This window comes from Tessaracoccus lacteus, assembly GCF_029917005.1.
GTDB lineage: Bacteria > Actinomycetota > Actinomycetes > Propionibacteriales > Propionibacteriaceae > Arachnia > Arachnia lactea.
This window is the reverse complement of sequence record NZ_CP123967.1, coordinates 613,829-627,372: the sequence shown is the minus strand read 5'-3', so window position 1 is coordinate 627,372 and position 13,544 is coordinate 613,829. Positions and strand designations below refer to the sequence as shown.

General features: G+C 68.2%; 14 protein-coding genes. 9 read left to right on the top strand and 5 right to left on the bottom strand.

The annotated features are described in order from the left end of the window. Positions 1-50 precede the first annotated feature (50 nt). Both QH948_RS02795 and QH948_RS02790 read left to right on the top strand, forming a co-directional pair. Positions 51-1,634, top strand: a complete 1,584-nt coding sequence (locus QH948_RS02795) for an ABC transporter permease subunit (RefSeq protein ID WP_281145426.1) — start codon at positions 51-53, stop codon at positions 1,632-1,634. Further along, positions 1,634-2,518: a sugar ABC transporter permease gene (locus QH948_RS02790; RefSeq protein WP_281145425.1), complete on the top strand. Its 885-nt coding sequence runs from the start codon at positions 1,634-1,636 to the stop codon at positions 2,516-2,518. Before QH948_RS02795 ends, QH948_RS02790 begins: the two co-directional genes overlap by 1 nt. A gap of 340 nt (positions 2,519-2,858) precedes the next feature. Here the strand turns inward: QH948_RS02790 and ygfZ are convergent, their stop codons facing one another. The 5 genes from ygfZ to QH948_RS02765 are packed head-to-tail and all read right to left on the bottom strand — an operon-like array spanning position 2,859 to position 5,610. Then, complete coding sequence (gene ygfZ, locus QH948_RS02785) at positions 2,859-3,788, bottom strand: CAF17-like 4Fe-4S cluster assembly/insertion protein YgfZ (protein ID WP_281145424.1); 930 nt, start codon at positions 3,786-3,788, stop codon at positions 2,859-2,861. Then, complete coding sequence (locus tag QH948_RS02780) at positions 3,788-4,294, bottom strand: heme-binding beta-barrel domain-containing protein (RefSeq protein WP_281145423.1); 507 nt, start codon at positions 4,292-4,294, stop codon at positions 3,788-3,790. The genes ygfZ and QH948_RS02780 overlap by 1 nt, the downstream gene beginning before the upstream one ends. After that, entirely contained in the window at positions 4,291-4,416 is a 126-nt protein-coding gene (locus QH948_RS02775) for a hypothetical protein (protein ID WP_255555899.1), read from the bottom strand. Before QH948_RS02775 ends, QH948_RS02780 begins: the two co-directional genes overlap by 4 nt. A gap of 35 nt (positions 4,417-4,451) precedes the next feature. Then, a complete protein-coding gene (gene dtd, locus QH948_RS02770) occupies positions 4,452-4,889 on the bottom strand; it encodes a D-aminoacyl-tRNA deacylase (protein WP_281146119.1) in 438 nt (145 codons plus the stop codon). Positions 4,890-4,926: 37 nt separating this feature from the next. Then, a complete protein-coding gene (locus QH948_RS02765) occupies positions 4,927-5,610 on the bottom strand; it encodes an NADase-type glycan-binding domain-containing protein (protein WP_281145422.1) in 684 nt (227 codons plus the stop codon). A 108-nt stretch (positions 5,611-5,718) separates the two neighbouring features. Here QH948_RS02765 and QH948_RS02760 point away from each other — a divergent pair, with 108 nt between their 5' ends. The 7 genes from QH948_RS02760 (at position 5,719) to pstA (ending at position 13,543) form a co-directional block, all read left to right on the top strand. Beyond that, complete coding sequence (locus QH948_RS02760; RefSeq protein ID WP_281145421.1) at positions 5,719-6,372, top strand: winged helix-turn-helix transcriptional regulator; 654 nt, start codon at positions 5,719-5,721, stop codon at positions 6,370-6,372. A gap of 22 nt (positions 6,373-6,394) precedes the next feature. Further along, positions 6,395-7,222 (top strand): mycothiol synthase, encoded by an 828-nt coding sequence (mshD, locus tag QH948_RS02755; protein WP_281145420.1) that lies wholly within the window; start codon positions 6,395-6,397, stop codon positions 7,220-7,222. Then, positions 7,167-9,326 (top strand): RNA degradosome polyphosphate kinase, encoded by a 2,160-nt coding sequence (locus tag QH948_RS02750; RefSeq protein ID WP_438874115.1) that lies wholly within the window; start codon positions 7,167-7,169, stop codon positions 9,324-9,326. Before mshD ends, QH948_RS02750 begins: the two co-directional genes overlap by 56 nt. Then, positions 9,323-10,195, top strand: a complete 873-nt coding sequence (locus tag QH948_RS02745; RefSeq protein ID WP_281145418.1) for an NUDIX hydrolase — start codon at positions 9,323-9,325, stop codon at positions 10,193-10,195. Before QH948_RS02750 ends, QH948_RS02745 begins: the two co-directional genes overlap by 4 nt. Before the next feature lie 114 nt (positions 10,196-10,309). After that, a complete protein-coding gene (pstS, locus tag QH948_RS02740) occupies positions 10,310-11,419 on the top strand; it encodes a phosphate ABC transporter substrate-binding protein PstS (protein ID WP_281145417.1) in 1,110 nt (369 codons plus the stop codon). A 70-nt stretch (positions 11,420-11,489) separates the two neighbouring features. Then, entirely contained in the window at positions 11,490-12,467 is a 978-nt protein-coding gene (pstC, locus tag QH948_RS02735) for a phosphate ABC transporter permease subunit PstC (RefSeq protein ID WP_281145416.1), read from the top strand. Then, on the top strand, positions 12,467-13,543 hold the full coding sequence (pstA, locus tag QH948_RS02730) for a phosphate ABC transporter permease PstA (protein ID WP_219081194.1): 1,077 nt from the start codon (positions 12,467-12,469) through the stop codon (positions 13,541-13,543). Before pstC ends, pstA begins: the two co-directional genes overlap by 1 nt. Position 13,544 lies beyond the last annotated feature (1 nt).

Sequence of the window (13,544 nt, the reverse complement as noted above, 5' to 3'; positions counted from 1 at the left end):
GCCCGCCCCCGCTGACCGGTTCAGCCCACGAGAGGGGAAGGGTGGACACCATGTCGGTAGACCACGAAGAAACGACGACGACGGGGTTCAGCCGCCGTGGTTGGAACGGCTGGGGATTCCTGGTCAAGCTGATGATCATGGCCGTCATCAATGCGTTCGGCCTGATGGGCATCCTGTCCGCGTTCAACGCAGGCAGCTGGGTGATCTTCGGGTTCGCGGTGGTGCTGCTCGCGGCCGCCGATTTCGTCTACTTCAGCAAGCGCGCTCTGCCGCTGAAGTACCTCCTGCCCGGCCTCGCATTCATGCTGATGTTCCAGGTGTTCATCTTCGGCTACACCGGCTACATCGCGTTCACGAACTACGGCGCGGGTCACGTCGGGTCGCAGCAGCAGGCCGTCAACGCGGCTCTGCAGCAAGGCGAGCGCCGCGCCGAGGACTCCCCCACTCTCCCCCTGTCTGTCGTCTCGAAGGGTGACGAACTCGGCTTCGCGGTCGTGCAAGACGGCGAGATCCTCGTCGGCACCGCCGACGAACCCCTCGAGGTCGTCGGCACCTCCGCCGATGGCAAGGCACCCACCGAGGTCGACGGCTGGGAGGTCATCGGTCGCCGGGACCTGCTGAGCAGCCAGGACCTGCAGGCACAGGTCGTCAACCTTCGCGTCCCCATCTCCGACGACGCAACCGACGGCTCCATCCGCACCCGCGACGGGTCCACCGGCTCGGTCTACCAGTCCTCCCTGGAATGGGACCCGGACGCGCAGACCATCACCGACACCGAGAACGGCATCGTCTACCGCGCCACCGATCAGGGCACGTTCACCGCCGACGACGGCACGTCGCTGACCACAGGGTGGATCGTCAACGTCGGCTTCGACAACTTCATGCGCCTTTTCACCGACCCGACGATCGTTTCCCCGCTGGCGATGGTGGCGCTGTGGACGGTGGCCTGGGCTCTCCTGTCGGTGCTGGTGCCGTTCGGCATCGGGCTGGTGATGGCGTTCGTCTACAACGACGAGCGCATCCGCGGGCGCAGGATCCTCCGCACGTTCTTCATCCTCCCCTACGCGTTTCCGGCCTTCATGTCGGCGCTGCTCTACCGCGGTATGTTCAACGCGGAGTTCGGCGTCATCAACGAGCTGTTCTTCGGCGGTGCGAACATCGACTGGCTGGGTGATCCATGGTTGGCCAGGTTGGCGGTTCTGTTCGTCAACGTGTGGCTGACCTACCCCTACTACTTCCTCGTGTGCACCGGGGCGTTGCAGTCGCTGCCTGCGTCGACGCTCGAGGCCGCGGACCTCGACGGAGCCAACAGGTTCCGTCAGATGACGTCGATCATCCTGCCGCTCGTGCTGGTCGCAACGGCTCCGCTGCTGATCTCGTCCTTCGCATTCAGCTTCAACAACTTCACCGTGATCTTCATGTTCAACGACGGCGGGCCCGCCATTCCCGGCGCCCCGTACGCCCTCGGCGCCACCGACATCCTGATCTCCGCGATCTGGGACATCTCCGGCGTCAACCGGGGCGTGGCCGACTACGGCCTGGCCAGCGCCCTGTCGATCATCGTGTTCGCCATCGTCGGTGTGATCTCCGCGATCGCGTTCCGCCAGACCAAGAAGCTCGAGGAGTACGCCTGATGTCTGCTGACACCGTCCCCGCATCCCGCACCTCGGCCCGCCGCAAGCGCTGGTTCCTGGAGGTCGGCTGGAAGTACATCCTCGCGGTGTTCATCCTGTTCTACGCGGTCTTCCCGCTCATCTACATCGTCTCGGCGTCGCTGAACCCGAACGGCTCGCTGGCCGCCAGCAACTCGCTGTTCACGGTCTTCTCGCTCGACAACTTCAAGGCGCTCGGCGAGACGTCGTACTGGACCTGGTACGCCAACACGCTCATCGTCGGCGGGTCCGCCGCCATCGGCACGGTGTTGATGGGCGCATGCGCCGCCTACGCGTTCTCGCGCTTCCGGTTCACCGGTCGGCGTGTCGGCCTGACGACGCTGCTCATCGTGCAGATGTTCCCGCAGGCGCTCGCGTTCGTCGCCATCTTCCTGATGCTGCTCGCCATCGGCGAGGTGTTCCCCGTCCTCGGCCTGAACTCCAAGCTCTCGTTGATCTGCGTCTACCTCGGTGGCGCGCTCGGCGTGAACACGTTCCTGATGTACGGCTTTTTCAACACCATCCCGATCGAGATCGACGAGTCCGCCAAGATCGACGGAGCCTCGCACGCCCAGATCTTCTGGCGGCTCATCATGCCCTTGGTCACGCCGATCCTCGCGGTCGTCGCCCTGCTGGCCTTCATCTCCAGCTTTGGCGACTACATCATCAGCAAGATCATCCTCGTCTCCGAGGACAACTGGACGCTCGCCGTCGGCATGTACCAGTGGGTCTCCAACCAGCTGACGTCGCGCTGGGGCCTGTTCGCCGCCGGCGCCCTGCTGGCCGCCGTCCCGGTCCTCGTGCTGTTCCTGACGCTGCAGCGCTACATCGTCGGCGGCCTGACCGCCGGCTCTGTCAAGGGCTGACCGCCAGCTCCGTCGAGGCCTGACCGCACGGTCGCAGCCGCAAGCCGCCGATGCCCGCCCAGGGGGTCGGCGGTTCTGCGTTCCAGGCGGACGACCTTGTCGTCGGCTCGTTGAGCTTGTCGAAACGCCCTGAGCGCAGCGAAGGGTCCCACCCAAGCCACGATTCTTCAGCGCTGGCGCGCTTCCTCAACGCCCTACGACAAGCTCAGGGAACCGGATGGGCGCCCCGTCGGCAGACGCCACCCTTACGTGCAGCCGCCACCCGTCTCGACACATGCCACCGCCATGGCGGTGGCATGTGCGAACAAGGGTGGCGTCCGTCGGTAAGGGTGGCGCGGGATCAGCCGAGGACGGGGCGGACGTGGAGGCCGACCTCCGGGTCCACCAGGGGCTCCTGGGCGGCGGCGATGCCGGCCACGACCAGCTCCGCGTCGACCGGAACCGAGCGCTTCACCAGCGCCAACGCGATGGGGCCCAGCTCGTGGTGCCGGGCCGACGAGCCGACGAAGCCCACCTGCCGACCGTCGAGTTCCAGCGGAGCGCCGACCGCCGGCAGCTCCGACATTGAGCCGTCGAGGTGCAGCTGCACCAGACGACGGGGAGGCCGACCCAGCGTGTGGACGCGCGCGACGGTCTCCTGGCCGCGGTAGCACCCCTTGGTCAGGTGTGTCCCAACGAGCCCGATCTCGTTCGGGATCGTCCGGTGGTCCGTGTCGACGAAGACGCGGGGCACGCCCGCGGCGATGCGCATCGCCTCGAACGCCCACATGCCGACCGTGTCCGGCAGCTCGACGCCGACCGGCAGGAAGGCTTCGACGCCGCCGAGGTCGCTGTCGCGCACGCGCCAGGCCGGGTCCAGCTCCACCAGATGCCCGGCCCACACGACGTGCAGGTCCTCGCGACGGCGCACCTCTACGCGCATGGCGAAACGCATCGAGTCGAGGAACGCGGACAGCGCGTCGCCGTGGCCGGGCTCGGTCCACGCCAGGAAGCTCGTGCCGTCGTCGGTGCCGTACAGCACGTGCTCGACATGTCCCGTCGGGCTGAGGATCAGCGCGGTCGTCGCCTCCCCCGCAGGCAACGACTCAAGGTGCTGCGTCGTCAGGGCGTGCAGGAAGGCCAGCCGGTCGGCGCCCGACACCTCGACGACCTCGCGGTTGCGCAGGTCGACGACCCCGCCCCCGGAGGTGAGCAGCCGCGCCTCGGCGACGGGGTTGCCGAAGTGCCAGGCCAGCCCCGCGTCGATGCCGTCCTCGATGACGACGCGCATCAGACCCGCTTCAGCTGCGCCCACATGTGCGGCCGCAGCTCGTGCTCGGTGGTGGCGCGGTCGAGCGCGTACATCAGCTGACCGTCGACCTTGCCGTACAGGCGCTGACCGGCGGAGTGGGTGACGTCTGCGTGCTCGGTGCGCACGACGGCGTCGCTGAGCAGGTCGATGCGGGTCACCTGGATCTTGCCGACGAGCACCTCGGTCCAGCCGTGCGCATTGGCCAGCACGACCTCGACGGAGGCGTCCGGGAGGGGACGCCAGAAGCCGGACTCCATGCCCAGCGGCTCGCCGTCCGCCTCGCCGTCGGCGCCGAGCTTGAACGACTGGGCGGCGTAAAACAGGTAGTCGCCCCCGTTGTGGCTGAACTCGATGCGCTGCTCGAACTGGAACTCGTTGCCCTCGTGATCGTTGCCGTTGCCGGTGCCCTCCCAGCGGCCGACTAGCCAGCCGAGCGCGGTCAGCTTGGGGTTCAGGCCCTCGGGGACCTCGATGTCGATGTTCACTTCTCGTCTTCTCCTCTGAGCTGGCGGCGCAGGCCGAACAGGACGAACCCGAGGATCAGCAGCGCAAATGCGCTCGAGATCCCCGCGGCGATGATCAGTACCCACACCAGGACAGCGTCCATAGGCGACAAGTATATGGATCCCGCCCGGTTCCGGCTCAGGCCCAGTGCTCGGTGTCGATCGTGATAGTGATGGGTCCGTCGTTGACGGATGCCACCTGCATGTGCGCGCCGAAGCGCCCCCGCAGCACCGTCGCGCCGAGCGCCTCCAGCCGCGTGCAGAGCTCCTCGACCAGCGGCTCGGACACCGGCCCCGGCGCCGCGGCGCTCCAGCCCGGGCGACGCCCCTTCCTGGTCGACGCGTAGAGAGTGAACTGGCTGACGACGAGGATCGGCGCGTCGACGTCACTGGCGGAGAGCTCGTCGTCGAGGATCCGCAGGCCCCAGATCTTGCGCGCCAGCGCGGCGGCCTGCTCGACGGTGTCGTCGTGGCCCACGCCGGCGAGCACCAGCAGCCCCGGCCGGGGCAGTTCGGCGATGATCTCGTCCTCGACGGTGACGGAGGCGGACGAGACGCGGGTGCAGACGATGCGCATGAGGGTCATTGTTGCGCGTCTGCGCGGCGGCGCGCGCTCAGGCAGGGGCGAGGAACTCCAGCGAGCTGATGGACACCGCGTCGGAGAGGTCGGAGTCGTCGCCGGGCTCCGTGACACCGAGTACGTCCATCGCGATGCTGGTCGTCTCCGTCTCCGGGAACCGGACCTCCTGTGCATCGCGGTCGTTGGGCGCGAGCCCCTGGTCGAAGAACGAGCCGTCGTCGAAGGTCCAGCGGATCGCCGTGATGCGCCGCTCGGCGGTGTAGCGGTCCGTCCAGGCTGTGTTGCCGTTGACGACCCGCAGCGCGGCGAGCGTGACCGGCTCATCGAACTCGAACACGGCCGTCTCGCCGATGCCCTCCCCCCTGCACCGCCAGATGCTGGTGTCGGACTGGTCGATGAGCGCGGCGGGCGCGTCGCCCTCCTGGCTCTCGCTGCACTTGCCCTCCGCGCTGTCTGGGGTGACGGCCTTCACAACCCCGGTATAGGGCGTGTACTGCCCGTCGTCGACGGAGTTCGCGGGCTCGAGCGGGGACGAGGAGATCACCTCTGCGCCGCCGGTGGTACTGGAGTCCGACCGGATGAGGACCAGCCGTCCCCCGAAGAACCCGGCGACGACGGCGATGGCGAGCATCAGGACAAGCAGCCGGGGCTCCACGCCGGGGCGCGGGTCGCCCCCGGTCGACTTCCGGACTGCCTCGTCCGGCACCTGGAGCACCATGGCGCAATGTTACAAGGCCGGCTCCCGGCGTGAACGGCTGATCCACACGCCATGTCGTTGGGCGATACGATGAGGGCCGATCCACAGTCAGGTAGGAGGGAAGTCGGCTTGAGCGCTGTTCTCTTTGTCTCCGCGAGCGAACCGCCGGACGAGTTGCGCCTCCTCTCGCATCAGGTGAGCCAGGCGGCGTCCGCCTCGAAGGCGCTCCTCGAAGCCGAGAACTCCGACGTCGTCGTCGTCGATGCCCGCACTGACCTCGCCGGTGCCCGTTCTACGTGTCAGACACTGTCGCGCGGCGGCAACACACCCATCCTGCTGCTGGTGGCTGTCTCGGGGCTTGCCGTGTTGTCCCCCGAATGGGGTTTCACCGACTTCATGGCCGTCGGAGCTGAGCCCGCCGAGCTCGACGCGCGCCTGAGGATCCTCGCCCGCGCCGCCGTCGACCCCGACGTCCTTGTCATCGGGCCGATCCGCGTCGACGGGGCCGCGTACTCCGCGAGCCTCGATGGCGCGCCTCTCGATCTGACGTACACCGAGTTCGAGCTGCTGCGCTACCTCATGCAGCATCCTGGGAGGGTGTTGTCACGCGAAACCCTCGTCAGCCAGGTATGGGGATACGACTACTACGGCGGCACGCGGACCGTCGACGTGCACGTCAGACGCCTACGGGCGAAACTCGGCCAGTACGACCACTACATCGGCACCGTCCGCAACGTCGGATACCGCTTCGCGAGCGCCCGGGAGGTCAACCGTGCTGGTTAACATGTCGCCGTTGAGCCCGACGATGCGCGACACCCTGCGAGCACTCGTCGCCGCGATCGCGGAGCACGACGGCGTGCAGCCCATCAACGAGTCGGCTTCGCTGGGCATCGACGGCCTGCGGGAGGCCGACTTCTTCTTCATGGGCCGCCGGGACGACCCGTTCGGTTTCGTCATCTGCGACGTCCGCGACGAGACCCTGCTGATCGGCGTGCATCCGGCACACCGCCGTGAGGGTTTCGGCACCGAGCTGCTGCTGCAGGCGCTGGCGTCCTATCCCGCGTACTCGGCCTGGGCCTTCGGCACGCTGCCGGGTGCCGACGAACTCGCCCGGCACGTCGGCATGGAACCGGCGCGGCTGCTGTACCGGATGGAGCGGGCGCTCCCCGCGGTCGACGGCACGCCCCTGGTCGTCGACGGCTACACCGTCGACACCTTCCGTCCCGAGGACCGCGAACAGATCGTCGGCGTCAACGGCGCTGCCTTCGCTCACCACCCGGAGCAGGGCAGGCTGACGGTCGAGGAGTTCGACCAACTCGCCTCCCAGGAGTGGTTCGACCCCTCGGGCCTGTTCGTCGCGCGGCGTGACGGCGAGGTCGCCGGGTTCCACTGGACGAAGCGTCATGGCGACGGCCTCGGCGAGGTCTACGTCATCGCCGTCGGTCCCCGCCACGAGGGCAGGGGACTCGGCCGGGTGCTGTTGGAGCGCGGCCTACAATGGCTCGCTGAGCAGGGCGACGACCGTGTCCAGCTCTACGTTGAAGGCTCTGAGGAGCGGGTCGTGCGCATGTACCGCAATGCGGGCTTCCTCACCAAGCAGGTCGACACCAGTTACCGCACGCGAGGAGTGTAAGTCTGTGACGGAGATCACGCAGCCTGACGAGGCCGTGCTGCCCACCGACCGCTACCTAGACCGCGAACAGAGCTGGCTCGACTTCAACAACCGGGTCCTCGACCTGGCGAAGGACGCGGGTCGCATCCCCCTGATCGAGCGCGCCAAGTTCCTCGCGATCTTCTCCTCCAACCTCGACGAGTTCTTCATGGTCCGCGTCGCCGGTCTGAAGCGCCGCATCGCCGCGGGCGTCGCCGTGCCGACGGTGACCGGCAAGATGCCCGGCGAGCTGCACGCCGAACTGCTCGAGAGCGTCCGCACGCTCGTCACCGAACAGTCGCGTGTCTTCCAGCAGGAGGTCCGCCCCGCGCTGGCCGCCGAGGGTATCGAGATCCTCGCCTGGGACCAGCTGACGGCGGCGGAGAAGGACCGCATGCGAGCCCTGTTCGCGGAACGGATCTTCCCGGTACTGACGCCCCTGGCCGTCGACCCGTCGCACCCGTTCCCCTACATCTCGGGCCTGTCGATCTCGCTGGCCATCCTGCTGCGCAACCCCGCGACCGGTGCCCGTCAGTTCGCGCGAGTCAAGGTGCCCTCCATCCTCGCCCGCTTCGTGAGGCTGGCCGAGGGACGGTACGTGCCGCTGGAGGAGATCATCGCCCGGCACCTCGGGCAGCTGTTCACCGGCATGCAGGTGCTGGCCTCCACCACGTTCAGGGTCACGCGCAACGAGGACATCGAGGTGGAGGAGGATGACGCCGAGAACCTCCTCTTCGCTCTGGAGAAGGAGCTCCTGCGTCGCAAGGTCGGCCGCCCCCCTGTCCGCCTCGAGGTCGAGGAGGGCATCGACGACGAGATGCTCGCGATGCTCACCGCCGAGCTGGATGTCCGCGACGACGAGGTGTTCCGCATGCAGGGCCCGCTCGACCTCTCGGGCCTGTTCGCGCTGGCGGACTCGACGCGCGAGGACCTCAAGTACCCGAACTTCCTACCGATCACACACCCGGACCTTGCCCAGGTCGAGTCCGCGCGACCCGCCGACATGTTCAAGGCCCTCAAGCTGCGCGACGTACTGGTGCAGCACCCCTACGACTCCTTCGCGACCTCGGTGCAGCGGTTCATCGAGCAGGCGGCTGCCGACCCTTCGGTGCTGGCCATCAAGCAGACCCTGTACCGTACCTCGGGCGACTCCCCCATCGTCGACGCGCTGATCGAGGCCGCACAGGCGGGCAAGCAGGTGCTGGCGATCGTCGAGATCAAGGCTCGTTTCGACGAGCAGAACAACATCGGCTGGGCCCGCAAGCTCGAGCAGTACGGCGTGCACGTCGTCTACGGCATGATCGGCCTGAAGACGCACTGCAAGCTGGCGATGGTGGTCCGCGAGGAGAGCGACGGGAACCTGCGCCGCTACGCGCACATCGGCACGGGCAACTACAACCCGAAGACGGCCCGCATGTACGAGGACATGGGGCTGCTCACGAGCAACCCCATCATCACCGACGATGTCGCCCGGCTGTTCAACCACCTGAGCGGCATGACCCAGGAGACCCACTACCGCCGGCTGCTCGTCGCACCGCACGGAATCCGCAACGGCCTGCTGAACTACATCGACGCCGAGATCGACAACCACCTCGCCGGCAGGCCCGCCGGAGTGAAGATCAAGGTCAACTCCATGGTCGACGAGGCCATCATCGACGGGCTCTACCGCGCCTCCCAGGCCGGTGTGCCTGTGGATGTCTGGGTCCGCGGCATCTGCACCATCCGGCCAGGCGTCCCCGGCCTCAGCGAGAACATCCGCGTCCGCTCGATCCTCGGGCGCTTCCTGGAGCACTCGCGCGTGTTCTGGTTCGCGGGCGGCGGCACGCCGATGGTGGGCATCGGGTCGGCAGACATGATGCACCGCAACCTCGACCGACGCGTCGAGGCGATCGTGTCTCTGAACAACCCGGCCCACATCCGCCAGATCGAGGACCTCTTCGAGCGGGCCTTCTCGGACGAGACGGTGCGCTGGGAGTTGCACGACTCCCAGTGGAGCGCCCACACCGTGCGCGACGACGGCGAACCGCTGACGGATCTCCAGGAGTGGTTGATCCACCAGGCCTCAGCCAGGCGAGCCAGCCGATGAGCAGACGGCCCAGGATCCGCGCCGCCGGCGCCGTCGTGCTGCGCGGCGACGGCGACGACACCGAGGTGCTCATCATCCACCGGCCCCGCTACGACGACTGGTCGCTCCCGAAGGGCAAGGGCAAGGTCGACGAGCTTCCCCCGCAGACCGCGGTGCGCGAGGTGCTCGAGGAGACCGCCACCACCGTCCGGCTGGGCCTGCGGCTACCCACGATCAGGTACCACCTGTCGAAGGGCGACAAGTCCGTCGAGTACTGGCGCGCCGAGGAGGTCTCGGCCCAGAATTTCACGCCGAACGCCGAGGTCGACAAGGCCTGCTGGGTCGGCATCGACAAGGCCATGCGCCGCATCACGTACGCCGACGAGCGGCGCGTGCTGTCGGCGGCTCTCCTCAAGCCCCGCACGACCCCACTGATCCTCGTCCGGCACGCCAAGGCGATGCTCCGCAAGAACTGGTCGGGGCCCGATCAGGAACGGCGCCTCACCGGACGGGGCAGGCACCAGGCCGAGGAACTCGCCCAGCTGCTCGGCGCCTACGGCGTCACCGACCTGGTCTCCTCCTCGTCGACGCGCTGTGTGCAGACGCTCGCCCCCTACGGCCGCCAGCAGGGAATCGAGGTGCGCACCACCGATGTCCTGACCGAGGAGGAGGGCACCGTCCGCCCCAGCGAGGTCAGCGACTACGTGGCCGACCTCCTGCAGTCGATCACCCGCCCCACAGCAATCTGCGGCCACCGCCCGGTGCTGCCCGCCATGTTCGAGGGGCTCGACCTCCCAGCGCGCCCGATGGTCGTCGGCGAGGCAATCGTGCTGCACCGCGACGACGACGGGACCGTCGTCGAGGTCGAGGTCCACAAGCCGACTGCCTGACCAGGGCCACTTTCGGGCTGATGTGTGGAGCGGCTCGCAAAGGTCCGCAACCGTTCACCTTCCGTTCACCCGAGGCGAAGGGTTCGGTTACTTTGCGGTCCTAGCGTGCCGTGCGTGGATAACATCGCCAACACCGGTACCCGAGCCCGCACCGCCCTGCGCATCTCCGCAGCCCTCGGACTCTCCGCCGCGCTCTTCCTGAGCGCCTGCGCCGCCAACGAAGCGGCCGACACCGCCAACCCCAGTTCCTCCACCCTGTCCGGCACGCTGTCCGGCAAGGGCGCCTCCTCCACCAAGGTCGCCCAGGAGACGTGGATCGCGGCCTTCCAGACCGCGAACCCCGACGTGACGGTCAACTACTCCCCCGACGGCTCGGGCGCCGGGCGCGAGGCGTTCATGGCTGGCGGCGCCGACTTCGCCGGCTCCGACCGAGCCCTGAAGCCCGAGGAGAACACCGCTGGCGGCTTCGGTGGCTGCGCCGACACCTCCGCGGCCATCGACCTTCCCGTCTATATCTCCCCCATCGCGGTGATCTTCAACCTCGACGGCGTGGACTCGCTGAACCTCACCCCCGATGTCCTCGCCAGGATCTTCCACGGCGACATCACCAACTGGAGCGACGACGCGATCGCCGAGATCAACCCCGACGTGAAGCTGCCGGACCTGGTCATCACGGCCGTGCACCGCTCCGACGAGTCGGGCACCACCGAGAACTTCACCGACTACCTCGCGGCGACCGCCCCCGATGTCTGGACCGAGGAGGTCTCGAGCAGCTGGCCGGTCGACGGCGGCGAGGCCGCCAAGGGCACCTCCGGCGTCGTGGCGGCCGTGACTGGCGGCGCCGGCACCATCGGGTACGCCGACGCGTCGCAGGCCGGTTCCGCGACCATCGCGAAGGTCGGCCCCGACGGCGACTTCCAGGAGCCCACCGAGGAGGGCGCGGCGGCCGCCGTCGAAGCCTCCCCCCTCGAGGAGGGTCGCGCCGAGAACGACATCGCGATCACGATCGACCGCTCCGCCGCCGGCTACCCGCTGGTGCTGGTCTCCTACGCGATCGCCTGCGCCGAGTACAAGGACGCGACCCAGGGTGCCCTGGTGAAGGACTACCTGAGCTACATTGCCTCGGAGGAGGGACAGTCCGCGGCCGAGGCCTCCGCCGGATCCGCGCCGCTGTCCGCCTCGCTCCGCGAGAAGGTTCTCGCGGCGATCGACACCATCAAGTGACGACCGCCCTCGGGCCGCGGCGCTGAGGCGTCGCGGCCCGAGGACCGCCCTCAGAGACCACAGGAGAACCATGACCACGGACACCAGGGAGCCGGCCAGTCCGGCCGCCTCCTTCGGCGACCTGCAGCGCGACCCCCGCCGCTTCGGCGACAAGCTCTTCAAGGGCATCTCGACGGGTTCCGGCACCGGGATCCTCGTGATCCTCGCCGCGGTGGCGGCGTTCCTCGTCGCGCTGGCGATGCCCGCCCTGCTCGCGAACGCCGAGGAGCTCCCCTACGGCCCGTTCTGGTCCTGGGTGCTGCCCTACGCGCTCGGCACGGTGTGGGTGGCCTTCCTGGCGATGCTGTTCGCGGTCCCCACCGCCATCGGCGTCGCCCTGTTCATCACCCACTACGCGCCCCGCCGCCTGGCTCAGGGACTCGGCTACATCATCGACCTGCTGGCCGCCGTGCCTTCGGTCGTCTTCGGCCTGTGGGGCATCAACGTGCTCGCTCCGCTGGTCCAGCCGATCTACGCGTGGCTGAACGCCAACCTCGGCAGCACCCCCGTTCTGCGGATCTTCTTCGGCGGCCAGGCCTCCGGCACCGGGCGCACCATCCTGACGGCGGCCCTCGTGCTTGCGGTCATGGTGCTGCCGATCATCACCGCGGTGACCCGCGAGGTCTTCCTGCAGACCCCCCGGCTGCACGAGGAGGCCTCCCTCGCGCTGGGCGCGACCCGCTGGGAGATGATCCGTCAGGCCGTCCTGCCCTTCGGTATGCCCGGCATCGTGTCGGCCTGCATGCTCGGGCTCGGCCGCGCCCTGGGTGAGACGATGGCGGTTGCCATGGTGCTGTCTCCCGGGCCGGGGTTCAACCTCGAGCTGCTGACCTCCAACAACCCGAACTCGATCGCCGCGAACATCGCCCTGAAGTTCCCCGAGTCCTACGGGCTCGGTGTGAACCAGCTGATCGCCTCCGGCCTGATCCTCTTCATCATCACCCTGCTGGTGAACATGGGCGCCCGCGCCATCGTCGCCCGCCGCGCCGAGTTCTCGGGAGCAAACTGATGCACGCCACCGTCACCGAGTCCGCCGACTCCCGCAAACGCAACATCCTGACCTCCGCCCAGCTGCCCCCCGCCACGACCCCGGCCCTGATCGTCACTGCCGTCGTGGCAGCCGCCGGCGTCCTGGCGTTGTTCGGCTCCGCCTCGGTGGGTGCCGTGATCGCGCTGGGCGCCGCGGTGTTCCTCGTCGCGTCCTACTCGCTGTCCGCCGCGGTGGAGGGCACCCGTAAGGCCAAGGACCGGCTGGCCCGCAACATCGTCACCGGGCTGTTCCTGCTTGCTCTCGTGCCGCTCATCTCCGTCGTCTGGGGAACCATCAGCAAAGGCATGGCCCGCTTCGACGCTCTGTTCTTCAGTTCGTCGATGCGCAACGTCGTCGGCGAGGGAGGCGGCGCCGTCCATGCCATCTGGGGCACGCTCATCATCACCGGCCTGGCGACGCTGATCTCCGTGCCGATCGGCATCCTGACGGCCATCTATCTGGTGGAGTACGCAGGCAAGGCGAAGCTCGGCCGGGCCATCCGTTTCTTCGTCGACGTCATGACGGGCATCCCGTCGATCGTCGCCGGCCTGTTCGCCTACACCGTCTTCTCGCTGTTCTTCGGGGCCGGCACCAACAACGGCATCTCGGGCGCCTGCGCGCTGGCGATCCTGATGATCCCGACCGTGGTCCGCTCGACCGAGGAGATGCTGCGGCTGGTTCCCAACGAACTGCGGGAGGCGTCGTACGCGCTGGGTGTGCCCAAGTTCCGGACCATCGGCCGCGTGGTGCTGCCCACCTCGATCGCCGGCATCGTGACCGGCGTCGTGCTCGGCATCGCCCGCATCATCGGCGAGACCGCCCCCCTGCTGGTCACCGCCGCGATCACGTCGTCGATGAACCTGAACCCCCTGGCCAACCCGATGGCGACGCTGCCCGTGTTCGTCTACTACGAGTACACAACGCCGGGCGCCGATCCGACCCCTTACATCGATCGCGCCTGGGCCGGCGCGCTCACCCTGATCATCATCGTCATGGGACTGAACCTGATCGGGCGACTCATCGCCTGGAAGTTCGCCCCCAAAGCCGGCCGCTGAC